Annotated in this window: 20 protein-coding genes; 11 read left to right on the top strand and 9 right to left on the bottom strand. The window is 45.7% G+C overall.

Annotation, left to right across the window (positions count from 1 at the left end):
• Positions 1 to 51: 51 nt before the first annotated feature.
• The 4 genes from B9N89_RS13315 (at position 52) to B9N89_RS13330 (ending at position 5145) form a co-directional block, all read left to right on the top strand.
• The gene (locus B9N89_RS13315; RefSeq protein WP_132319418.1) at positions 52 to 1308 is read left to right on the top strand and encodes a hypothetical protein; all 1257 of its coding nucleotides are present in this window, start codon (positions 52 to 54) and stop codon (positions 1306 to 1308) included.
• Between the two features lie 81 nt (positions 1309 to 1389).
• Complete coding sequence (locus B9N89_RS13320) at positions 1390 to 2049, top strand: hypothetical protein (RefSeq protein WP_132319416.1); 660 nt, start codon at positions 1390 to 1392, stop codon at positions 2047 to 2049.
• 79 nt (positions 2050 to 2128) lie between these two features.
• Complete coding sequence (locus B9N89_RS13325; protein ID WP_132319414.1) at positions 2129 to 3703, top strand: hypothetical protein; 1575 nt, start codon at positions 2129 to 2131, stop codon at positions 3701 to 3703.
• Between the two features lie 119 nt (positions 3704 to 3822).
• Positions 3823 to 5145, top strand: a complete 1323-nt coding sequence (locus B9N89_RS13330; RefSeq protein ID WP_132319412.1) for a hypothetical protein — start codon at positions 3823 to 3825, stop codon at positions 5143 to 5145.
• 51 nt (positions 5146 to 5196) lie between these two features.
• On the opposite strand, the gene B9N89_RS13335 is transcribed toward B9N89_RS13330, so the two are convergent.
• The gene (locus tag B9N89_RS13335) at positions 5197 to 8490 is read right to left on the bottom strand and encodes a WD40 repeat domain-containing protein (protein WP_132319410.1); all 3294 of its coding nucleotides are present in this window, start codon (positions 8488 to 8490) and stop codon (positions 5197 to 5199) included.
• Positions 8491 to 8678: 188 nt separating this feature from the next.
• On the opposite strand from B9N89_RS13335, the gene cutA reads away from it, so the two are divergent.
• Positions 8679 to 9038 (top strand): divalent-cation tolerance protein CutA, encoded by a 360-nt coding sequence (cutA, locus tag B9N89_RS13340; protein ID WP_132319408.1) that lies wholly within the window; start codon positions 8679 to 8681, stop codon positions 9036 to 9038.
• A 57-nt stretch (positions 9039 to 9095) separates the two neighbouring features.
• Here cutA and B9N89_RS13345 read toward each other — a convergent pair whose 3' ends face one another.
• Complete coding sequence (locus B9N89_RS13345) at positions 9096 to 9806, bottom strand: SCO family protein (protein ID WP_132319406.1); 711 nt, start codon at positions 9804 to 9806, stop codon at positions 9096 to 9098.
• On the bottom strand, positions 9784 to 10347 hold the full coding sequence (locus B9N89_RS13350) for a toxin-antitoxin system YwqK family antitoxin (protein ID WP_132319404.1): 564 nt from the start codon (positions 10345 to 10347) through the stop codon (positions 9784 to 9786). The genes B9N89_RS13345 and B9N89_RS13350 overlap by 23 nt, the downstream gene beginning before the upstream one ends.
• An 89-nt stretch (positions 10348 to 10436) precedes the next feature.
• Between B9N89_RS13350 and B9N89_RS13355 the strand changes: the two genes are divergently transcribed.
• On the top strand, positions 10437 to 11420 hold the full coding sequence (locus B9N89_RS13355; RefSeq protein ID WP_132319402.1) for a YHYH protein: 984 nt from the start codon (positions 10437 to 10439) through the stop codon (positions 11418 to 11420).
• Positions 11421 to 11428: 8 nt separating this feature from the next.
• Here the strand turns inward: B9N89_RS13355 and B9N89_RS13360 are convergent, their stop codons facing one another.
• Positions 11429 to 12214: a substrate-binding periplasmic protein gene (locus B9N89_RS13360; RefSeq protein ID WP_132319400.1), complete on the bottom strand. Its 786-nt coding sequence runs from the start codon at positions 12212 to 12214 to the stop codon at positions 11429 to 11431.
• A gap of 186 nt (positions 12215 to 12400) precedes the next feature.
• Here B9N89_RS13360 and B9N89_RS13365 point away from each other — a divergent pair, with 186 nt between their 5' ends.
• The gene (locus tag B9N89_RS13365) at positions 12401 to 12778 is read left to right on the top strand and encodes a response regulator (RefSeq protein WP_132319398.1); all 378 of its coding nucleotides are present in this window, start codon (positions 12401 to 12403) and stop codon (positions 12776 to 12778) included.
• Here B9N89_RS13365 and B9N89_RS13370 read toward each other — a convergent pair.
• From B9N89_RS13370 to B9N89_RS31360, 4 genes are read right to left on the bottom strand one after another with little or no spacing between them, the layout of a single operon-like run.
• The gene (locus tag B9N89_RS13370; RefSeq protein ID WP_132319396.1) at positions 12758 to 13129 is read right to left on the bottom strand and encodes a PspC domain-containing protein; all 372 of its coding nucleotides are present in this window, start codon (positions 13127 to 13129) and stop codon (positions 12758 to 12760) included. The two genes, B9N89_RS13365 and B9N89_RS13370, sit on opposite strands and share 21 nt — an antisense overlap.
• Positions 13126 to 13341, bottom strand: a complete 216-nt coding sequence (gene pspB / locus B9N89_RS13375; protein WP_132319394.1) for an envelope stress response membrane protein PspB — start codon at positions 13339 to 13341, stop codon at positions 13126 to 13128. Before pspB ends, B9N89_RS13370 begins: the two co-directional genes overlap by 4 nt.
• 16 nt (positions 13342 to 13357) lie before the next feature.
• Complete coding sequence (locus B9N89_RS13380) at positions 13358 to 14026, bottom strand: PspA/IM30 family protein (RefSeq protein ID WP_132319392.1); 669 nt, start codon at positions 14024 to 14026, stop codon at positions 13358 to 13360.
• Between the two features lie 34 nt (positions 14027 to 14060).
• On the bottom strand, positions 14061 to 14207 hold the full coding sequence (locus tag B9N89_RS31360) for a hypothetical protein (protein ID WP_159455358.1): 147 nt from the start codon (positions 14205 to 14207) through the stop codon (positions 14061 to 14063).
• Positions 14208 to 14378: 171 nt separating this feature from the next.
• Between B9N89_RS31360 and B9N89_RS13385 the strand changes: the two genes are divergently transcribed.
• On the top strand, positions 14379 to 15335 hold the full coding sequence (locus tag B9N89_RS13385; RefSeq protein ID WP_132319390.1) for a sigma 54-interacting transcriptional regulator: 957 nt from the start codon (positions 14379 to 14381) through the stop codon (positions 15333 to 15335).
• A 29-nt stretch (positions 15336 to 15364) separates the two neighbouring features.
• Here the strand turns inward: B9N89_RS13385 and B9N89_RS13390 are convergent, their stop codons facing one another.
• The gene (locus B9N89_RS13390; RefSeq protein ID WP_132319388.1) at positions 15365 to 17119 is read right to left on the bottom strand and encodes a coiled-coil domain-containing protein; all 1755 of its coding nucleotides are present in this window, start codon (positions 17117 to 17119) and stop codon (positions 15365 to 15367) included.
• A 482-nt stretch (positions 17120 to 17601) separates the two neighbouring features.
• Here B9N89_RS13390 and B9N89_RS13395 point away from each other — a divergent pair, with 482 nt between their 5' ends.
• The 3 genes from B9N89_RS13395 (at position 17602) to B9N89_RS13405 (ending at position 22395) form a co-directional block, all read left to right on the top strand.
• On the top strand, positions 17602 to 18591 hold the full coding sequence (locus B9N89_RS13395; RefSeq protein WP_159455359.1) for a hypothetical protein: 990 nt from the start codon (positions 17602 to 17604) through the stop codon (positions 18589 to 18591).
• Positions 18592 to 18806: 215 nt separating this feature from the next.
• Positions 18807 to 19832 carry a hypothetical protein gene (locus B9N89_RS13400; protein WP_132319384.1) on the top strand — a complete coding sequence of 342 codons (1026 nt, stop codon included), beginning with the start codon at positions 18807 to 18809 and terminating at the stop codon, positions 19830 to 19832.
• Positions 19833 to 19944: 112 nt separating this feature from the next.
• Positions 19945 to 22395, top strand: a complete 2451-nt coding sequence (locus tag B9N89_RS13405; RefSeq protein WP_132319382.1) for a fibronectin type III domain-containing protein — start codon at positions 19945 to 19947, stop codon at positions 22393 to 22395.
• Positions 22396 to 22425 lie beyond the last annotated feature (30 nt).

Consider the following 22425-nt stretch of genomic DNA (forward strand, 5'->3'; position numbering starts at 1 on the left):
AAGTATTTCTGTGCTTTGGGAAAAGCTAGAAGACATAGGGGATGAGAACAGATGAAAAAATTAATGGCCGTTGGGTTATTGACTGGGTTTTTAGGTTTGCCTGCGCAGCTGAACGCACAGGACGCTGACAAGTTAAAGGTTGCTCGAGCAAAGGTTTCGACAGTCTATAAAAGACTTGCAAGTGTTCCCGCTACATCGGCTGAAATAGAGACATGGGCAGGAGAGTACGCAGCTGCAACTGATGCCGCTGGAAAACGTGCAGCACTTGCTAAGGTAGCCGCCGCAGCTGTAGCGAATGATAACTTCTACTCGAAGACCGTCATGAACTTTGCTGACCCAGAAACAAACGAAGGTGAAGAAATTCTTGCTCAAAACTTGAGTGACTACACCGCAACTATTGTTGGTTTCATTAAGGACGAACTTGACTACCGTCGGATCCTCCATGATGACATCATGTACACAGCTACTCCAACTGTAACAGTTACAGTGCCAGATCCTGCGGATGACGGCAACGTGGCTGCGGTACAGCTTGGGCCATATAGCCCAACAGATAACTTCGCATTCCAACGCTTGGAAGAGGGTGTGAAGCGTGGTCAGGTAGAGCTTGCAGCTAGCTTGACTCAGGTTGCTCAGTCGGCGACCACTGGATACGCTATCCAAGCTGGTATCTACTCACTTCGTGGATACGGATCTGTATTCTATAACGATGGTACCAACCGATCACCACTTCGTTACACTTTCATCAACTATCTATGTCGCGACATGGAAGAGCTTTCCGATGTTACGCGTCCTGATATCTACGTAAGACGAGACGTTGACCGAACTCCTGGTGGAGACGGTGAAAAGTTCCGAACTGAGTGTGTTGGTTGTCATGCTGGTATGGACCCGATGACAAAGGCCTTTGCTTTTGTTGACTTCGATCCAGATGCAGCTCAGATCACTTATGGAGCGACTCCTGTAGCTAAGGTTAACCGAAACAACGACACCTTTCCAAACGGTGCGGTTGTTGAGGACGATGCTTGGCAGAACATATGGTTAGAAGGAACGAACGCGGGTCTTGGCTGGTCCAAGGAAATCACAAGCGGTAACGGTCCAAAATCCTGGGGACAAGCGATGTCTGAAACTGAAATGTTCCCAGAGTGTATGGCAGAGCGAGTGTACGAGGTTGTTTGTCTTCGAGACTCATCAACCAACAAGGCGAAAGCCGACATCAGTTCACTTGCCGGTCAGTTCGTACAAGATGGCTATAACATGAAGGCGCTGTTTATGAACGCAGCGGTGACATGTGGCGAAGATCTTAACTTATAGCATAGGACGTTACCCCCCCTCTTTTGGGGACCAACATAACACACAATACCTTTTTAATTTAGAGAAAGGAAAGAGGGACGTATGAGACTAGTATCAAAAAAATTCAGTATTTTAGCGGTTGTTGCAGGTCTAGCCTTTATGGGTAACGCTTGTAGCGGTAAGAAAAAAGTTAGTGGCAATGGAGGTACCGCAGAGGTTACTGAACCTGAAGTGACTCCTCCAGGTACAACTGAGGAAGAAGTAGGGCAAGAAGACGAATTCGCATCATCTTACGGTTTAATGAACTTCCGTCAGTTGGCAGCAACTTTCGAAAGCCTTACTGGTGTAACTCTTGACAACGAAGAAGTTCTTGCAGAGTATGAGAAGCAGCTTGCCTCTCTACCCAAGAGCTTCGATCCTGCAGCGATCTCTGCTGCGAAAGTATCCGCAGCGACTAAGCTTGCTGCTTCTTACTGTGACGTTCTAAGTTTGGACGACGCCCTTCTAACAGCTAAGTTCGGTTCTGGTATCGACGGACTTGGCGCTGCAACTCCAGGTGAGATGGCAGCCCAGATGTTAGACGCTTTCTACGGACCTGAGACTGCATTGCAAGGCGATCGCGTGATCGACACTGCTACAGTTACTGGTTTGGTTACAGATCTACGAGCAGTTCAGGTGAACAACGCTGCTGCTCCAGCTTCTTCAGTATTCATGGGAACATGTGCAGCGATTCTATCAAGCGCTGAATTCTACATGTACTAAGAATTACGGTTAGAAAGTATTTTTAGGGACTCAATTTACAACGACACGAAAAACAAGACTTAAATAGGGATACTAAACTATGAAATTCAAGAACAGAAAAGAAGAAGCAATGGCAAGATTCGCTGCGAAGGAAGCTGAAAGAGCTAACGAAGCAGCTTGGAAGCAGCAGCTTCAGATTATGAAAGAAATGAAGACTCCTCTTCTTCACCCTGATCACAAACTTCCGTCCACTCGTCGTGAGTTGGTTGGTGCTGGTTTGATGACTGGTCTGAGCTACGCTGTAGTACCAGGAATTCTTTCTGCGATCACGCAGAAGGCTTACGGTATCGATGCGGAGAAGTGTAAGGCTGATGCCAATGCTGGAGACGCTGCTGCTGCTCCTGCTGGTTACCTACACATCGAGCTTTCCGGTGGTGCTTCACTTGCTGGTAACATGGTTTTCGGTAAGCAGTCTGCGGGCGCTCCTATCGAGTACCTTGCTGATTACTCAACTCTAGGTTTCGGTAACGATATCAAGCCTGGTACAGTAGAGCCAAATACAACTTTTGGTGCACCTTTCCATCCTGAAAGCCGAATCCTACAAGGTATGCTTTCTGTAATGTCAGCAGAAGCTGCAGCTAAAACTAGAGCTGCCGGTGGTGCTGGTACATCAGGTGATGACTCTCGAAACAACCCTCTGAACCCGATTCAGCTTGCAGTTAAGACCCGTTCAAACGGTGCCTTGACTACTATGGCAATCCAGGCTGATGGTCGAAACTCAGGTGGACGAACCGCTCCACTTGATCTAGGTGATGATCCGTCAATTGCTAAGGCAATCGTTTCTGACGAGGCCTCTCTAGCAAACCTGGTTGACCCTGGATTGATCGCTGAGCGTCTTTCTGTCGACGCCGCTGTAAAGATTTCTGAAGCTGCTGGTAAGCTTTCCGAATCTAAGCTTGCACGATTTAACGCGCAGGATCTACCGACTCAGGTTCAGGAGCTTGTAGCTTGTGGATACCTCGGCTCAAAAGATCTTCTTACAGAGTTTACTGCTGATAGGCTTGCGCCAAGTTCAGATGCAATGATTACTGGAGCTCCTTACGGTGCTTTGACTTTGAACCAGATCAATGCTGATGAGAACCAGCAGCGCTCGATCATCATGTCGAAGCTTCTAACAGACAACCTAGCTTCTGGTGGTACGATCGAGATGGGTGGTTATGACTACCACGGCCGTGGACGTCAGGCACAGAACGATCGTGATCAGGAAGTCGGTGTTGTGATCGGACTAGCACTTGAAACAGCTCACCGTAAAGGTCAGCCACTTTTCATCGCTATAACGTCTGACGGTTCGACTGCTGCACAGCAGGGTGGAACGGGCCACGTAGCTCACCGAGCTGACTCAGGTGCTCGGGGATCTTGCTTGATGTTTGCAATTGGTGCAGCCGCTGCTCCAGACATGATCCAAAACCAAATTGGTAAGTTCAACGATCAAGGTGCGGTTGATACTAGCTACCTTGTTACAAGTAACTCGCCGAACCTTCAGGCACTTATGATTGCGTACAACTATGCTGCTTTCTCTGGCAACATGGCTGCATTCGACACTCAAGTCGCTTCTGCAGGCGGAACGAATCCTTTCAATGAAAAGGAATACCTAGCTTTCGCTCCTAAGGCGTAACTAGAACGAACACAAGATTTGCTTGGGCCTTCGGGCCCAAGTTTGTGTGAGAGCATACGGGATCATTGGGACGATAAAGAGAACATAACGTGAACTAAGGTTTGCAACTAGGGTGGATCATGAAGACTATTAAACGAGGGACCATAATTGGAGCTATCAGCCTACTGGTGCTTGCCGTAGGCTGTTCAAAGCCGCCAAAAATATCTGGCTCTGCAGGTGGAGCCGCTTCAGGTGATCAAGTTCCCGAAGTGGAAGGGTTACCGTCAGAATCTCTAGAACTATTCACTTCTAATGTTTATGAGCCTATATCAGGGCAATTCTGTAATAGTTGTCACCACGAAGAGAGTGGTCACCACGAAAGTGCTGAAAACTCTCATAACTACTTTCTTGAACGTGGTGCTGACTTCACAAAAGTTGAGTCATCTTCAACAGTGGTTCGAGTTCGCGGTGGACACAGCTGCTGGGGAAGCGACTGTAACGAAGATGCGGACATTCTTCAAGCGGGGATCCAGGCTTGGCTTGATGAGCTAGTTGCGAGAGGCTTTGAGCTTCCAGAGCAAGAGTTTGGTGCGAAAGCCAAGGCAACAACGGCCTTTGCAGATTCGACGGACCACACTCTGGTTGTCAACCCTGCTGAGTACATGGGTGGTGCAATTTCCGCTGCTACAACAACCAATACTTGGGCAACTCCAGTGATGGATTCACCTGATGGTGCTATCAATGGTTACGTGACAGCTCCGGCAGGTGGCAACCCGCGAAACGCGAATGATGCTGCTGCTGGTACGGCTGCCTACAACATCGAAGTCGCCACTGCTGGGGTTCACTATGTATGGGTTCGAGCGATGCTTCCTGATGATGACCAGAATGAGTTCTTCGTCAATGATGGTGCCAATGATTTTACATTAATTGGCGATCCGACTGTCGATCAATGGGCATGGCGTCAGTTGATGACTGAAGATGATGAGCCTGTGCCGCAGGAAGTTACGCTGGCTGCTGGCCCACAGACGATCACCCTTCGTGAGCGTGAAGGTGGAGCCCGTTTGAGCTATGTGCTTGTAACACCTCGCATGGATCCAAATACAGAGATCTTTGCTGTCAAACTCTACGATGTAGAAGTTGATATCTCTGATGTTGCTGGAACCAACGCATCTATCATCGCGACAGTTTGGGAAAAAGCCCAGGGTGAAGATCAGAAGAAGGTGATCGGTGTGAAAGAGCTTCGTGTGAAATCTGACAAGCCATTGACTATCAAAGGGATCTACCCTCTCATTGATAACTACTATGCTTCGAGTCACGCGACTTACTCCCTTGTTGAAGGTACCTTTGGTACTCCAGAAGGAGAGGTTGTTGCGACAGGCGGTGCTACTGGATCGACCTGGCTCGCTGAGTTTGCTACGGCTAACTTAGGGTTTGCTTTTGACTCTGTAAGTGTCGCGCAATAGTAGTAGCTTGTTTATAAAATAAAAAAGAGGAAGGCTTTTTGCCTTCCTCTTTTAGTATTCGACACAAAAATTGGATAGATCCTTGTGGTTTACCCGAAGAAAAACTTCGAAAAACTGACATCCTCTCAGGAAGAGGTTGCGAGTCTTCATCGAAAAATGGACTGTATCTACCGAACCACCTACTACAATATAGTCTTGCAATGATACTTTTACTGCGTTTATCGAGTTAGTGCCCTTTTGAACTTCAAGTATATCTAAAAACTTTTTACCGCTAAAAGGATTCCAAGCTTGAAGAGTTGCATCAGTACTAACAGATAGTCCGATTTTTTGTCGCTGTGCGAGACTGATAGCTCTTACCCCTCCAACATGCCCAGAATATATTGTTGTAAAAGATAGATCTGAAGAGTTCCAAGCCTTAACTTCTTGATCTCGACCAGCGGTATAGAGTATCGTCTCAGCTAGAAGTGCGTCATTAATCACACTCGAATGAGCATTCTTCTTAACTCGAACATTAGGTTGCTTAGTCTTGGCGCCTTCTACTAAATAAATCGCCTTGTCAAAGCCTCCGGCGTAGAGTCTATCATTCTTTGGATCGTATTGGATCCACCTAACAACCCTTTCACCAATTTCTTTGTCTTTACTTGAAAGCGTTGTTCCCACATCGAGCCTAGCTAGTTCTACTGACTCGTTATTTGACAGGTTCACTTTCTTAACATAGCCATCCGTATCGCCAATAAATACTAGGTTCCCTGATAGGTGAAACGTGGTAATGGTCGTGGATCCATAATCTAATAGTACTTCCTTCGTACCTTGATCGACTCTATACTTTATTAGACTTACTTGCCTTGAACCCTGATTATCCTGGCTTTCAGTTCCAACGATTGTGTTCGAATCAACCCACCTAAAAGTAGAAAGCTGCTCTGCAGTCCATATAGAGACTGGAATAGAATAATCCAGCTTATTCTTATTGAACGTACTTAAGAAGATACCACCATTCGCAGTGTCATAGCTTAGAGTCAGGAGACTTTCTTCATTGAAGTCATTGGGCTCGGTATGAAAGAAGTAATGACCTGGTAGATAGACTTGGTCAGCTAAGCTTGTTTCTATGCTATGAAAGTTTACCAGTTTGTCATTTGATGTTGTTATAAACCTCTTTCCATCAGGTGAGAAGCTCAGACTATTTAAGGGTCTAGAGTGTTGATGCTTAAGGTTTCTTATGTACCCTACATTTCCCGGGTAGATGCCGTTCACTTGAACAAAAGACTCAAAGTCTTCCGGTAGACTAATGAAATTACTAGACCCTGGTATCCATGAGGTTCCATAAGACTGTTGGTTCGGCGATATGTTGTATAGAGTGTCTTTTGCTAGAACTTTTTTTTCGATCATTGCTTTCCAGTTAGGAATGATATGTGCTCCTTGGCCAGTAGTATCGAGTGCTAGGTGATTCTCATTCGTATCAGTTGTAATCTCGAGTGCAATCGATGGAACCAAGCCGGCGTCGTAAACTAATTCTCCAGTCAAAGACCAGAAACTAATTCGACTCTTATCGACTGCAGAGATTGTTTGCTCTGGTTCATTAAGAAAGGAGGAAATAGCGAGACTATTACCTAGTCTCTTCAGTGAAAAAACTCCGTTATCTCCTCCAGGTAAGTCTATTTCGTCGATAACTTCACCTCGATTCGATATTAAAACCTCACCATTTATAGTGCCAGTAATTAGGTTCTCGTCGTCTAGCCATGCTATCCCACGAATTTGTCCGCTGTGGGCTTTCAAGGCTTGAGTTTCAAAAGTTGATAGATCGATAGTCCATGCCATACTTGTAATGCCAGCAACACCCACTTTTGACTTCGATGGGTTAATGGATGCCTTCCAAATAGGCTCTTCAAGGTCCCATCTTTTCAAAATAGACTTTGTCTTAATGCTCCAGAGCTGAAGGCCACCCAGCCTAGTGCTGATGAGTATTCGATTCGAGTCACCTATCATCCACATGTAGTCGATTTCCGAGCCGATCTCATCTGATTGCCACAGCATTTCTCCAGACTTTGAGTAAACGACTATTAAGCCCTTTCCCTGGGTGATGACCACAACATGTTCTCCATCTGCGGTGTATTCTGCTCGCCAGGGGTAGTACGGTAGGCGACTTTGATTTGAGACTGACTGGGAGTAGCCTAAACTCATCATCGCAAGCTTGCTGTGATTTTCAGCTAGGTCGCGTTCCAATTGGCTAGCTAACGTTTTTCGCCGCATCTCAGCTTCAAGGATTTTTCTGACGCCTTCCATATATGTCTTTGGCTTCTTTGCCTGTTCAGAGCCTAAAAGAGCGAGTTGTTGAATGAACTCTACTTCTTTTTGATCTATGACAAGAATCCTCTGCTCGCGGATCTCTGACTTGTTACCTGCGCGATCCATAGCGAAAGTAAAAAGCTGTTTATAGCCTGGGCTATCAATCTGAATGGTTTGCTTTGAGCTTTCTTGGAATATACAATTCTCCGAACCCCCAGGAGATTCGGATTCTAAGAGTTCTTGAATACAGTAAAAAATTCTATATGGGTTTTCGTCAGATACTTCGATTTCTAGGTTGGCTTGATCGACGGCAACTTGAAAGCCATTCTGCAAATCATAGGACGATCCAGGATCTACAATCTCGATTTTTGGGCTCACTTGATCGACTATGACGTTGCACTCAATTTCCTCTAAGAGTCCGTCTTTGAATAAGTTTAAAGCTTTAAGCCTCAGTTTGTACTGTCCTTCTTGCAATTGAAAGGGCCCTGCACTATTTAAAGTATAACCTTCCTCCCTCGTATTCTCATCAAGCAGGACTTCGAAAACTTGCTCAGGGGAATCTGCTGAAATGTCAACTTTCAAACCTACAAGTCCATAGGTGTCAGCAACTTTAAAGAAGTCTTTGGTTGTGAAGGCTCGGGCAGCGGTTTGTGTTGGACATGCTAGGACTGGGGGCTTTCCTCTAAAGTCTTTTAGAGAGAGCTCCAGGAAGGTTTGGTCCGTATTCTCTAGGTTAACAGTAGCTCCAAACTCGCGATTGTTATCAGCAACAATAAGAGCAGTATCACTGTCTGAGAATTCCACGCAGGATTTTTCTGTAACCTTAGCAGGCTCAAATTTACCTTTCTGATTGATGACATACGCACTTAAAGAAATAGGTGAGGTATCATCAGCTGAACTTACTTTCACATAGCTCTTTTCAGGTGCTACATTGCCACATTTCAACTGGAGGTTCTCGAAGTGATTTGTTAGGGGCGAACAGGCGCTGAGTATCAGTGCAATTAATCCTAAGTTGAGGTCTAGATAAAGCTTGAATCGACCAGCAGTCTTTCGTTCATACATAAATTTTCACCTGAAAGAAAGGTATGAATATGCCAAATATACGTATATCGCAATATAGCGAAGTTGTAAAGATTAAAAATGCTCTATTTTATCTAATAATATCAATTATTTATGAAATAATGCTAGGGCTTGTCGTTTCATCAGCAAAGGGGGTATCAAATAGATAGGGATTCCAGTATCTTGGGGCTATGATTCAACAGTTTTATCTAAAAGTTACGGTTAAAGAAATGCACCGACTCATCTACATCACAGCAGCAACCACAGAGGAAGCAACCACCATTGCCAGAACCCTTGTAGAAGAAAAACTGGTAGCATGTTGCAACCTTATCCCGCAAATCAAATCTATTTACCACTGGCAAGGCGAAATCCAAGAAGACAGCGAAGTTCTGATTCTAGCAAAATCACAAGAAAATCGGGTATCTGCAGTGATTTCGAGAGTCACCGAACTGCATTCTTATGATTGCCCCTGCATAACCACAGTCTCACTCTCAGAAGGACACCCTGAGTATCTAAAATGGGTTCTGAACCAATCCTCTGGCCAAAAATGAGCGGGCCGTGAAGTAACTGTGATCGTGCAGAAGGTAAGCTGGGCCCCTTCAGGGAGGCTAGAGGAGTGCCTTATAGTCCTTGGCAGCTCGTTTCATGGCCATGGGGTTTTTGCTATTGTAGATGCCTCGCAGATAGCCTTCTCGATCGAAAAGGTATAGGTGCTCAGAATGACGAAAATTCTGCTGGCTTTTCTGATCGAGGCGAGTGGTGTCAGCGTAATAATTTTCTCTCGCTAATCTGTAAATGTCGTCCTTCGATCCTGTCAGCAGTAACCAGCGTTGCTCATCAGCAATGCCAAGCTCTTGCTGATAGCGATGCAGCTCAGAGGGTGTGTCCATGTCAGGGGTCAAGGTATGAGATAAGAATAGTACCGACTCTTCGTGTCCCACTGATTCGTAGAGCTTCTTTATGCGTCTCATGGTCGACGGGCACATGCCTCCGCAGCGAGCATAGAAAAAATTGGCAAAGACAATGCGATTATTAAGATCAACTCTCGTGACTGTTTTACCGAACTGGTTTGTTAATTTAAATGAGGGGAGTTGGATCAGGTTTTGGCCTTTTCGGTCCCACACAGGATCGAATAATTTTTGGGTAAACCAAGGTAGGCCCTCTCCATCTGCCTGATGACGAGTCAATCCAGAAGCCTTCAGGTTTGCAATCGCTAGATCAAAATCCTGTTCTGGGGATTCACGCTCTAAGCATGCAGTTAGGAAGAAAATGCTTAGATTTACGATGACTACACGCCTATAGTCGAATTGATTTACCATCGGATGCTCCCTTCACTTGCCGGCATAGTCGGCCACCCTTCAATCCCACTTGTTGATCCACTTGGCGACTGGCATTCCAAAATATTTTGCCTTCGTAGCGCCATTGCTTATAAGCCACCTGCCTGCCATGTTCTATCTTAAAGTATTGGGCAATCTTTCCATTATCATGCCATGCCCAGTTCTCGCCGGTGTGTTTGTCATCTTTAAAGTTATAATAGAACCTTTTCTTGCCATTGCGGTGCCATCCACGATGATTGCCATGCTTGAGGTCAGCGGAGTAAAATCGATAGGAAAGTGGTGTTCCATTGGGAAACCATTTTTTTTGCAGCCCGTGGCGCAATCCATCCCGGTATGGAATCCAGGCTTTTATGGCCTTGGAATTCGGGTATCGTTTGATAGCTATCCCGGTAAAATTTTGGTCTTGATAGAGCTTGTGGCGGCCTTGCCTTTGAAGTTTGTTATGGGGGATGGGGTCAGTCTTTGTCTCGCTGCCACCCAGTAGCAAACTCAATACAAAGATCGGAAATATTGCTCTTGCCATGAAACCCTCGATCTAGGTTCTCACGTTAAAAAAATGATATCATACCATTGTAGGAGATGCTTGATTTCAATTCCATCTGAAGGTAAGCCATGGGACTCATTATCAAACATATATTTCGTTTCTCTATTGCTGCGTTAACTGCACTGTCGTTTCAAAGCTGTGATACTGATATTCTTACTACAGACGATGAAGACAGTGCGGAAGAGGATACAACTGTTGATGAACACATTGGGGAAACCAGTGAAACTCCCCCTGAAGGAGAGGTTGAGGCACAACGGAGACCGCGAAACCAATCCGCAACAGGCACCCGTGCTGGTGCCGGTGGAACCGCGACATCTGAAACTGAAGTGGTCGAGTGCTACGGAGATGACACGGACATTGCGGATGATGTTCCCGCTTGGATTCAAAGTAACTTTGCATGTGTTACAGCTTATCTGTCCACCGTCGATGGTGTGGAGTATGTGGTATTCGAGACGGATAATCTACCTAATCACAAATCTCCTTACTGGGGATCGGATAGCGACTACTATGAAGACATTGGCGAAGGCCAAACCCTTCAAAACTTTACTTTTGAAGCCCAGGAGTTAACCCTAAAAGTTCCTACGACTCCAGTGGCATTGTCAAGCCCTCAAGAAGGTTTCGCAGGAATGGTGGGCGTTGCTCTCAACGGCATTGCATTCTATGGTGGTGAGTCTAGCACGGGATCGCTTGATGACGAGTTACTGACTCTTGATTTGGGGCAAGGTCACTCGGCAGGTGGGAGCAAACAGTATCACTATCATGCGGAACCAACAAAGTTTACAGATTACTCTAAGAGCCTCTTAGGTGTGATGATTGACGGCTATCCTATCTATGGCCCCCTAGAGGAGGATGGCTCTGAGCCGGGGACGGGTTCTTACCCGGCGCTAGAGGCGAATTCCTACGGACATACCCACGCGACTTCCGATTTTCCAGATGGCATCTTTCATTATCATATGACTGCTTGGGATACCTCTTCGGACCTTGCGACAGGAGTTGCCTTAGTTCCTCTCTACTACCACGGTGAGGCATCTAGAAGTCAGAAAACAAATTAGATCAAGATCTATTGCCAGTCTTCTAAATCCCAGTAGGAGCGATATCGCTCCTGCATCTCGGGAGCATCTCGCACCTCTACCATAGTATCCCATATCTTATCTGCATAGCCAGGGTAGGTCTTTTGAAGGGCATGGGAGATTATGATGTAATAGGGCTTGGAGCTTATCGGAGGTTCAACTTTTCGAATATTGGGGTGATTGGTGAATAGCTGACCGGATGTTTCATGAGTTACCACACCATCAAGTCTACCAAGGAGTAGTTTCTTTAAGTTAAGTTGATCATTGCGAGCGGTGTCGATGGTTGCTCCTAGCCTCTCAAGTCTATCGATCACAGAGTAGCCAGTGATGGTCCCTAATGGCTTTTTCAGATTTATAAAGCGCTCACCGTCCCAATCCACACCTGAATCTTGAAGGACATACAGGTAGTAGCCATTGGCGTTTACCTTACGGCTTTCGTCCACCGTACCATCAGGTTTTTTGGGAAATAGGCCAACGTCCTCTCGATCTTTTTTGTAGCTTCCTGCACATACAGCATCAAGCTTACCCTGTTGTAACTTTGCTAGGCACCGAGGCCATGGATGTCTTTCGTACCGAACAGGAATTTTGAGCTTTTTAGAAAGCTCTTCTAAAAAGTCAAAGAAGTAGCCTGGAAAGGGCTTATTTTCATCACCAATTTTGCGATAGATTGGAAATTTCTCTTGATTGCCAAGGCAAACGGTGAGGCTTTTGGGCTCTTTGCTTAGGCCTTGGCTTGCATGACACAATGTGATAACGCACCATAATAAACGTCGCATAAGTAGCCCAATAAAAATAAATAACTGCCCAATGATATATTACCCTCAAATAGAAATATTTTCTTGCCTTGCAATACAAATCTATTATTACGATAAGCTCAGTGTTCTTGCTTTCGAATTGACTGAAGCTCGGAAGGGAAACAGCCGTAAAAAGCTTTGGGATAGTATTAGTGACTAGGAAAAAATATGACTCAGCAACAAACCAAAGTTCTTTTAGTAGACGACGAAGAAATGAATGTCTTGATCTTAAAGCGTCGTTTGCTTCGCAAGGGTTTTATCATTGCCCAAGCATGTGATGGTCTTGATGCCATAGATTGTATCCGCGAACGAGGGCAACCAGACCTTGTCTTAATGGATTTGATGATGCCTCGAATGGATGGCTGGGAGGCGACTCGAATGATCAAGAAGAGCCATCCCGATGTTAAAGTGATTGCGGTCAGTGCAAAGGTTGATGAGGACTGTGATTTGGAGGCGAAAGGCTTTGATGCCTTTTGTGCCAAACCAATAAACTTTCAGAAGCTAGCTCTAGCAATAGAGCGAACTTTAGAGTCTCTCGTTGCTTGACAGGTGGCTAGCCTCAGACTGGCTTTCAAGCTGTCGATAACGGGTTTCTACGGCAAAAGTTTCTGTTGTTACGTAGCTTTCTATTTTCTTGATTCTCAAGTCTAGGCTTTCGAACACATAGTCAAGATGGTGGGATGCCTGGGCGTTACTGCGCTTGCGCCGCTCGTCGAGAGAAACATTGGGTAAAACTGCAGTCAAGACGAGATAGATTAGTAAGCTACCAGGGCCCAATACTAAGATTGAAAGAAGACACAGGAACCGTAAGGCGCCAACCTTAATACCTAAGCCTTGCCCCAATCCATAGCAGACCCCAGCAATCTTTCCCTTGCTCCCATCCCGGTAAAATCTCATGATTTTCTCCAACGGGGATACTCCCGATCCAAAATTCTTTCTAGGGTTTGAATCCTATCTTCAAGTAGTCTCGCCTTTTGTTGGAGTTCCTGATACTTGCCCCCGTCGTCATTGGATACTGTGCGACGTGAGCCAAAGACATAGTGGAAAACGATCAGCGGGCAGATCACGAAAATACAAACAATGGCTACGATGGATTCTAGGTTCTCCATTTCTCCTCGACCCTTTCTAATCTGATTTGCCAGCCTTCACCTTTTCCTTAAGGGCTTCCAACTCGGCTTCTACGGACTGTTCATGCTCTAGCTTCTTAAACTTTTCTTCCAAATCAGCTTCGGGTCTATGGGCGATCAAATCACCTTCGAGGCGATCTAAGTCACGCTCCATACGTTCAAACTTGTGAAACGCTCCATCGCTGGAATTGGCTTTGATGATCTGTTTTTGGATCTTGCTTTGGCTTTCGAGCGTAAAGGCACGGGCTTCAATCGCTCGTTTTTTACTTTTGGCCTCATCCAGTTTCTTTTCGAGGGTTTGAATATCCTCTCGGAACTTCTGAAGGTTTTGGTTTAGATCATCCAGCTGACGATGAACGCCTTCATGCTCTTTTTCGATCTTGGACTTCTCAATCAGGGCTGACCGAGCCAGATCTTCTTCGCCTCTCTCGATCGCTAACTCAGCCCGACCCTGCCAAAGTTCAGAGTGGTCCTTCAGCTCAAGTAGTCGGCGTTCAAGGGTCTTCTGATCAGCTACGATCCTCGCTGCCGATGCTTTGACATCGAAGAGGGTTTCTTCCATCTCTCGAATCATTAGGCGTACCATTTTAACTGGATCTTCGGCTTTATCAAGGAGAGCGGTAATATTTGCATTAACAATATCAGTAAATCTGGAAAAAATTCCCATAATATTAACTCCTCAGCTTAGAGTACTATAGCTATCAAACGCTAAAATTTTTGTAACTGTAAAAAACGACTAACAGAGGCAAAAGGGCTGTCGCAAGGCCAATCATGCTCATCTGCCATGGGCAAAGAAAAAGCTTTCCTGGGTCCAAGGCTGCTTGAGCTGTTCGAATTGCTTTCTTCATCGTATTTACTCCTAAAAGGATGGTGGAATTCAAACACACCTTCCGTAAAGCAAGGGGAGTGCCAATTCATAACTACCTAAAAATACATAGTTTTATCAATTAATCCTTGCTGAGTTGGTGATATTAGCCGATTGATTAGCTTACTTGGCTATTCTAGTGGTAGGGCTCTCAATGAACCAAGAAGCGATCGGCGAATCTGAAGTGTTTACAGCGATGATGGAACAGACCTCCGATCTTGCAAAAATCCATCGGCCAGTGATCGTTTTCGGGGAGCGAGGCGTCGGCAAGGAACTGGTGGCTGATCGCCTTCATTATCACGCACCATGGTGGACCGAGCCCTTTATCAAAGTAAACTGTGGGACTCTTGGTGGCAGCTTGCTCGATGCGGAGCTGTTCGGCTACGAAGCCGGTGCGTTCACAGGGGCAGATAAGAAGCGCTTGGGCAAAATCGAGGCTGCAGATGGTGGAACGCTTTTTCTAGATGAGATCGCTTTGGCCTCGAAGCAGGTTCAAGAGAAGCTTCTTAGAGTGATCGAATACGGCGAGTTCTATCGGCTTTCGTCGAATCGACCAGTGAAGGTCAGTATTCGGCTTGTGGTAGCGAGCAATCAGCACCTGCAAGCTTTGGTAGATCGAAAGGAATTCCTTCCTGATCTTTATGATCGTCTTTGCTTCGACATGATAGAGATTCCCCCTTTGAGAGACAGAGGCAGTGATATTCGGCTTCTGGCAGAATACTTTATTCGTAGATTCTGTCTCGATTTTGACATTCCTCCACCAGTGATTGAAGAAAGCGCTTGGCAGCAGCTCTATCAGCACCAATGGCCAGGCAATATTCGAGAGCTTAAGAATGTAGTCGAGAGGACTGTATTTGGCAGTCGAGATCAGGGCCATATAGTCTCATGGCGTCAGGTTAGCAAGCCCAGCGGGTCTCCCGAAACACCTCGCAAGAACGAGCAGTCCTCGGTTCAAAAGTCATTTACCGATCATGTGGAAGATTTTGAGAGAGGCTTGATCGAGACGGCTCTAACGAGTTGCCATGGCAGCCAAAAGCTAGCCGCCGAGCATCTAAAGTTGAGTTACCATCAGTTCCGGGGGCTTCTTCGCAAATATGGTTACAAAAAGTAGGGTCTAACCTCAGTTATATGGGGCATTTTTCATGATGGCTTCTTCAAAGGGTCCATCTCTGGTGGAGGCGGGGCTTTGGTCTGATTTGAGTCGGGAATTAAGCGAGCAATATCAATTTGATTCTTACGGCTTTGAATATTTGCTATGGCTTCTGTGAACTCCTGAATTGCTTTACTTTTTTGGTATTTGGCGGGCAGGTTGACAAAGATATTGCTGATCGCAATATCGATTGCCTTAAGATAATTGGACGCGGTTGGCTCAATCAAACCCCTGAGCCTATCTTGCTCCTCACGTCGAATGCGCATGAGTTCACTTTCCCAGCGACTGGGATCAGGAACCTCTTTTTTCACTCTTTCCGCGTACCGATGTGCTTCTGTGCGAATGGAGTCCGCCTCGCGATGAGCCTCTGATAATATAGACTTTAATGTTTCTTCGATGTTCTTGGCTCGCTGGCGGGAGGTCTCAACAATTTGTAAGGCGATGGCCTCAGCATCACTGATCACCTTTTCAGCAGATTTCTGAGAATTTTGAGTGATATTGGCTTCATGAGCGCGTAATTCTTCCATCTTAAAGTTATATTCGCTCTTGGCTGATTCCAGAATGGCTTCGGCTCGTTCGCGAGCGCTAGCCAAAATGCTTTGACCATATTCCTCATGTTTCTCACGTTCTTGAGTCAGTTGCTCTTCTGCCGCTTTCACCTTACGACTGAACTTTTCCTCAAGTTCACGCTCTTTTCGAATCAATTCGTTCTGTGTCTGAGCCACAAGGTTGTCGGCCTTTTCCTGAGCCTCTCGGACGAGCTTGCTGCTCTTTGTATTAGCAAGATTGATTTTTTGCTCATTGTCCTCATCAACAGATTCAATCTTATCTTGAGCTTCTTGTTTGGCTTTATCGACGATTTCTTCGGCATTTCGTTTTGCTTCAGCCATCATCTGCTTGAGTTCTGCTAGGCTAGTATTCTTCTCTTTGAGGAAGGCGATCTCGGAGCTGTGAGTTCGTCGGCGTACATCTTCAGCCTCCAGTTGAGCTGTGCGAACTATCTCTGCTGCTTTATCCTCTGCCTCAGTGATGAGTCTCTTGGCAGCAGATTCAGATTCACGATGAACCTCAAGCACCGTATGCTCAGTTGCCTTTACCATCGCTTCACTTTTATTTCGTGCATCCTGGAGCATACGATTTACTTGCTCCTCTGCTTTTCGGCGCTTTTCGTGAAACTCAACTTCAAAAGCCCGTGTTTCTGTTTTCCGGCGATCAATAAGTTCTTGGTCAAGGGCTTTTGCTTCTTGTTCGAGTTGACTTCTGAACTTCTCAAACTCTCGCTGTAGTCGTTCTTCTTCTTCCTGAAGTTCCGATCGGATCGATTTGACCTTATCGTCAGCATACTCTTTTTCTGCTGTGATAACCTGTTGACTCTTCTTTTGCCTGATCTCGACTGTTTCTGCTAGCGTTCGAATCTGTTCTTTTAAATTTTCTAGGTCTTGATAGTGCTTGCTAACCTCAATTTCTAGGTCCTGCTCGAATTTACGATTGTCTGTAATCTTGTCTTCTTGCTCGCGGATCGTTTCGTAGGCAGCATCCCGATCACGGCTGAGGTCTTCAATTGTCATCTGCAATTGTTCGACTTGATTCTGGTAGATTTCAATTTTCTGAGCTAAGTTTTCAGCTTCCCCAGCAGCTTCAGCTATGCGGGCCTGAATAGAGTGGAGTTTCTTGATATTGGCATCGCCGAAATCGGCATCAAGGTCTACAGACATTGTTTGAATTGACTTAGGCTCGTCGCTCATGAATCATCTCGTTGTCGAGGTCAAGGTCATTGCTCCTGTCCTACATTCGGAAGTTTTGAATCTTACTTGATAAATTTTGTAGCTAGCTTGTAGCGACTTACTGTATTTCCCAATTTAATAACATCATATCGGGTGGTTGAACTGAGCCCTTTCATTGATAGAAAACTTATCGACGAGCCTATTGTTGGCCAGGGAATGTCTTTATGAGTATTAGTTATTGCATGGAATTTGTTATTAGCATCTAAAATTTGCCTGCGACTCGTCCTCATAAAATGAGGACATAGCTCTAGGCTTGTCCGTGCGTAAGAATTCAGTCATGATAAGTTCGGGAATTCTAAAGTTATCATACCGGAGAGGTTAAGGTTTTGCGGCCATTCCATGCTCTTTCTCTAACATTACTGCTAACTCTGTCATGTGTTACCAGGGAAACAAAAGTTCCCTCAAAAGTTAAACTAGAGCCAAAAGAAAAAACAATAAGATCAGTGCTAGGCTTGGGCTACGATGGACTCAAGCATCAATCCCGTGGTCTTTGCATCGACCTTCAGGGAGAACGGGAGGTTCATACTAAAACCCTTGTCGAATTTGGCTGGCAGCGAGTTAAAACACACCGAGAACTGGCAAAGGCGATCTATGGGGATACCGATCTGAATCATGCCTTTGGCTTGATGGCCGAACGTAAAAAGCGGGATTTTATTTTAGCTGCACCAATCGAACCCTATGGGGTTTACTTTTTAGGAAGGGCGCAGGTCAGTTTGAAGTCGACCTTGCTCATTGAGCCAACTCTTAAAGTAGAGAGCTACGAGGCCTTCGCTGAATATGGTGCGGGGTGGTTTCGCAAGAGCTGTGGAGATGAATTTGTCCTCGGCTACAAGGAGGGGGGAGAGCTATTTGTCCTGGTCGGTATGAAGGCTCGGGATAGGGGAGAAGCCGACGAGATATCGGATCTGTTTGAGCTGGTCATCCGTGATCAGGAGGACGCTGATGTGAAAACAATGGTTCGCGAGCTCGAAGAAACTCATGAGTTAAGCTATCACGTATTTCAGAATGGGGGGCCACGAGTTGAAATGAAACTTAGATCCTTAAGCCAAGCAACAGATACACTAAAGACGTACACAAAATCGGTGGGAGTGGATAATGCCACCCGCTTCAGCTTTATTTTGCAGTCATATCGAGATTTAATCCTGCCAGAAGGTAAGAAACCCATGAACTATGAGTCGATCCAACACAAACTAGGCAGGCTCTTTGAGGAGCAGCTTAAATTGAAGGGCTTGCGTGAGGGAAATCAGTTTATACTCAGGAACAAACTGCAGTTTAGAGATGAGCAAGTAGCGCGGGCGAAACGCAGCCTGAAAGAGATTAGTGCATTTGAGCGTAAGTTGCAGGGTATCCAAGAGTCCTGTCGCAATGCACTGGCGGTATGCCATAAAAGAAAAATATCCGTGCCAGATCAGGAACTTCCCCTAAGGTCCTGACTTTAAGAAAGTCTGTCCCAATTAAAATCTAGGTCTAAAGTCTGTCTAGAAAATCAAAATTAAACTTTTAAGGTGCTGATACTTGGTAAGAAATAAGATTCTTTTGACTCTCTTACTAAAACAGGCGATAGCGCTTTTACAAGCAGTCAAAATTCAGTAATCGTTGGCTCAGGCTCTTTAGAGATATCGGCAATCATTTCGCTAGGAGTCCCCTTGTGAGACTAACGATCCTTACAGTTATATTACTTCTCTTGTCATCATCTTCTGCTCTTGCTGCTTCAGCGACATTCTCCTTAGGAAATCGCGTCGATATTAAGAAAGACGAAGGCCAGATTCCAGAGGTCGCCATAGAAGTTAGAAACAGCAATGACTTCGAACCATACGATTACTACGATCACGGGATCGCCTATTACAATGATTTTGGCTTTTGCGAAAACTTAGCTAATGCTCGTGCCATTTACCAGGATGGATTTCTAGTCATTGATGAAGCTGAGTGTCTTAGTTTAAATCCGGCTGAAGAGATCGAACAATTTGCGCCAGCATTTGGGATATCGCAGGCAGGTGCTCGGGCTGAGGTTTCGTTTTACCAAGGAATCATCGGCGACTTACCAGACAGTCAGCTACGCTTGCGGGCTTTGAGAACCTCCGAAAGAATTTATCGAAAGTCGATGAGGGTCCTTAGACTATCCGCCGAGAGGGACGAACTTCTCTTAGCCGGCAAAAATAGAAAGGCTGCTCGATATCTCAAACGCATCAATCGAATAGCAGGAATATCCGATCAAATCTATACATTTCGAGATCAGGTATTCGATAACAAGATTGATCGCAATCGAGCCCGCTTAAAGCATCTGATTTCAAAGCTACTGGGAGGTAGCGATGTGGCTGAGTTCCGAGAAGGCTGCCAGGATCCAGCAGCGAGCAACTTTGATGACTTGGCCAATTATCACGATGGTCAATGTTCCTACGATTGGAACTGTACCATACAATTCCAGGTTCAAGGCTTACCGCAAGAAAGCTTGGACCTTTTTGAATCCAAGCTCTATTCAGAAGTCGTTAACATACTTCTCGATTCATATGATAATACAGAGGCGAGCATGGTCGGGGTTCAGTGTCGCAACGATAGTGTGCCACTGCCTGCGTCACCAGTTTTCTTTGAAACTGAGGCTGAAAACGGCCTTAGTCTGAGCATTGAAAAAGATTCTTTGACGTTCGATCGTGTTGTGGGCTTCGAGATCAATTAGCTTATCGCTAGCTCCCCCACAAAGGGGGGAGAACACATATATAGTTTCCCTCACCCTCAGTTCCAGAAGCACTTAGAGATTAGGCTTAACGAAGAATTGAAATGGTGACATTATGAGTCATGAAACACCTCGGCCCTGGCAGCCATTGCTCGCGGTATTATCTAGCATACTGCTGCTATCATGTAGTCCAACCGAAGAAAGTACCGGCGAATCAAGTAAAGTCGTTGATCATGGAACCTCACAGTCCGGTTATAGCGATAAAACAACAGATACAGAAGAGATTGTGTCCGCGCCAAGTGTCCCAGTGACCGGTGCCCAGCTTACATTTAAAGTCGGATCTGATATAGAGCCAGGAAGTGTTGATGCCTATGCAGTCGGGTACGTAGACGAGAGCAAGGTGGTTCAAATCGATGATACAACCTATCAGCTAGAGGGTGTCCCTGCTGGTGAGTATGACGTTATCATTACTGCAAAGAAAGAAGGTGAAACCATAGGGAAGTCCGGGAACTCAGGTTACAATGTGGGAATTCGGATGACTCGTCATGTAAACAATGACGATTCTGGAGTTGAAGAGATTGACTTGCCGTATACCGGGAGTATCAGCGGACGCTTGGAAATGGTTGGAGTATCAGCTTTCGATTCTATTGAGGTTGGTTTACCAGGCACAAAATTAGTCGCAATGACACCAGAAAAAAATGGTCTTTATACCTTGGATAATGTACCTGTGGGGGAGCATGAGCTTAGGATATCGCAGTTCGAAAATCCAGAAGCCTTAGAGCTAGTATCACAAGTGCAGGAGCCAGACACTACGGAAAGACTTGCACTAAGTATTGGCGCGGAGAAGAATATGATGTTCTTTTCAACCCCTAATCGCCCAGCAAACTTGAGTGGAGAATCTTTTGGGGATCGGATTGTTCTTAGTTGGGCCTCTGGAGGGGCAGGTACATCTGGATACTTGCTCGTTCGCAGTGACGGAGAACTGGAGCAGCTGCCAACCGCTGGTCAGCTCTATGAAGGTCAAGAGACGCTGGGGAATGGTTCCATCTTATACTTAGGGTCAGATCTCTACTATATTGATTCTACAGTTGAGTCTGGCAGCTCCTACACTTACACCTTATTTGCCTACAACGAGAAAAAGCTCTATTCTGAGCCTCTAAGCAAGATAGAGACGGCGGCACGCAATCCCGATCTGGCCAAATACTATCGTATTTACTTTAATTCTACTGCTAGTGATTGCGGTGGCTACGATACCACAGAGGTTCAGGAACTTCGATTTTACATTGATGGGCAGTGGCTCAGCAATGATTTTTCTGAAGAGACACGGGTAAAAATTGATAGCCAAACATATGAAGGGTTAATCGGGGCGAACCGGGCGAGAGTTTCTGCTAGTTCAGTGTACAACGATGCCTATGCTGTGTACTTTGCGTTTCAAAGCAATAATAACGCTTGGTCAGCTGCATCCTCGGTTTTTCGCTCCAGCTCTCCTTTTGATGTAAAATCTGCTGATTCGATCTATATTGAACTCGAATTTCCAGAAGGGCCAAAGGCATTGATGGGTATGGAAATATTAGGGGGTGAACCCCCGTTCTACTCAGACTGTGCTCCAGACAATTTCTATCTTGCGAGGTCTCAGGATGGTAGTTCATGGACACCGGTTGCTGGTTCGAATCGCCAAGTATCCACTGCAAATGAAAGCTATCGATATCACTTTTCGCCGCCTACGGTACCGCTGACACCACTTGACTATAAACTCAGCGTTAATGAGGGGGCAGTAAATCATCAATGGTCTTCTTCTTTGGGAACGGAAATCGGCTATCTTTTAGTGCGAAGTACTAGCCCCAAGCCATTCGAGCCATCTGCTGGAGTTGTGTATGATGTGGGTCGCCATGGGGATTATGAGATTGTCTCATGGGGAAAAAGTCTTTCGGCAACAGAAAATGGTCTACTCAGCGATGGAAGCGTCTACTACTACGGGCTATTTTCCTACGATGCAGCTTTCAACTATTCAGACTCTGTTCTAGAGCGCGCAGTCCCTATAGCTAAAGATTACTATCGTTACTATCGCTTTGTCGTAGACTCGGTAATAAGCGGCGAAATTCTGCAATTGGAGCAGCTTGAACTGCAATTCGGTGGGGTTTGGGCCAGCGACTATAGCTTCTCTAGCGAAAAGGGCTCGATCGATAGCCGCCCAGTGACAGTTACGTCTTCATCCACTTACAATAATCTTTCTAGTTACGCAGGGCATTTCGTATTTAGCGATAACGACCGCGAGTTTTGGCGAAGCGGTAAGTACTTTGAGTCTGAGCAATTTAGCTCCCACGATGGCATCCGAGGTGGAGAATACATAGAGCTAGACTTTGGCTTGCTGGGAGCTGCAATTTCAGGGTATCGGGTCTTTGGTAATGATGCTGTCAACGCATTTGGGTTTCCATCTCAAGGTGAGTTCAATGCTATTCCTGATAAGGTTCACATGGAACGATCTCAGGATGGTTCTACCTGGGATATTATCCCAGGATCGTATAACGATAATGCCTTATTCGTCTGGACCACACAGGAATGGTAGGCATTCTTTCTCCGGGCGATGTCGTACATT

This window comes from Pseudobacteriovorax antillogorgiicola (assembly GCF_900177345.1).
Taxonomy (GTDB): Bacteria; Bdellovibrionota_B; Oligoflexia; order Oligoflexales; family Oligoflexaceae; genus Pseudobacteriovorax; species Pseudobacteriovorax antillogorgiicola.

Bases quoted from the DNA above. Each gene is read 5' to 3' on its own strand.
- B9N89_RS13315 (WP_132319418.1), top strand. From the start codon at position 52: ATGAAAAAATTAATGGCCGTTGGGTTATTGACTGGGTTTTTAGGTTTG.
- B9N89_RS13320 (WP_132319416.1), top strand. From the start codon at position 1,390: ATGAGACTAGTATCAAAAAAATTCAGTATTTTAGCGGTTGTTGCAGGT.
- B9N89_RS13325 (WP_132319414.1), top strand. From the start codon at position 2,129: ATGAAATTCAAGAACAGAAAAGAAGAAGCAATGGCAAGATTCGCTGCG.
- B9N89_RS13330 (WP_132319412.1), top strand. From the start codon at position 3,823: ATGAAGACTATTAAACGAGGGACCATAATTGGAGCTATCAGCCTACTG.
- B9N89_RS13335 (WP_132319410.1), bottom strand. From the start codon at position 8,490: ATGTATGAACGAAAGACTGCTGGTCGATTCAAGCTTTATCTAGACCTC.
- cutA (WP_132319408.1), top strand. From the start codon at position 8,679: ATGATTCAACAGTTTTATCTAAAAGTTACGGTTAAAGAAATGCACCGA.
- B9N89_RS13345 (WP_132319406.1), bottom strand. From the start codon at position 9,806: ATGGTAAATCAATTCGACTATAGGCGTGTAGTCATCGTAAATCTAAGC.
- B9N89_RS13350 (WP_132319404.1), bottom strand. From the start codon at position 10,347: ATGGCAAGAGCAATATTTCCGATCTTTGTATTGAGTTTGCTACTGGGT.
- B9N89_RS13355 (WP_132319402.1), top strand. From the start codon at position 10,437: ATGGGACTCATTATCAAACATATATTTCGTTTCTCTATTGCTGCGTTA.
- B9N89_RS13360 (WP_132319400.1), bottom strand. From the start codon at position 12,214: ATGCGACGTTTATTATGGTGCGTTATCACATTGTGTCATGCAAGCCAA.
- B9N89_RS13365 (WP_132319398.1), top strand. From the start codon at position 12,401: ATGACTCAGCAACAAACCAAAGTTCTTTTAGTAGACGACGAAGAAATG.
- B9N89_RS13370 (WP_132319396.1), bottom strand. From the start codon at position 13,129: ATGAGATTTTACCGGGATGGGAGCAAGGGAAAGATTGCTGGGGTCTGC.
- pspB (WP_132319394.1), bottom strand. From the start codon at position 13,341: ATGGAGAACCTAGAATCCATCGTAGCCATTGTTTGTATTTTCGTGATC.
- B9N89_RS13380 (WP_132319392.1), bottom strand. From the start codon at position 14,026: ATGGGAATTTTTTCCAGATTTACTGATATTGTTAATGCAAATATTACC.
- B9N89_RS31360 (WP_159455358.1), bottom strand. From the start codon at position 14,207: ATGAAGAAAGCAATTCGAACAGCTCAAGCAGCCTTGGACCCAGGAAAG.
- B9N89_RS13385 (WP_132319390.1), top strand. From the start codon at position 14,379: ATGAACCAAGAAGCGATCGGCGAATCTGAAGTGTTTACAGCGATGATG.
- B9N89_RS13390 (WP_132319388.1), bottom strand. From the start codon at position 17,119: ATGAGCGACGAGCCTAAGTCAATTCAAACAATGTCTGTAGACCTTGAT.
- B9N89_RS13405 (WP_132319382.1), top strand. From the start codon at position 19,945: ATGAGTCATGAAACACCTCGGCCCTGGCAGCCATTGCTCGCGGTATTA.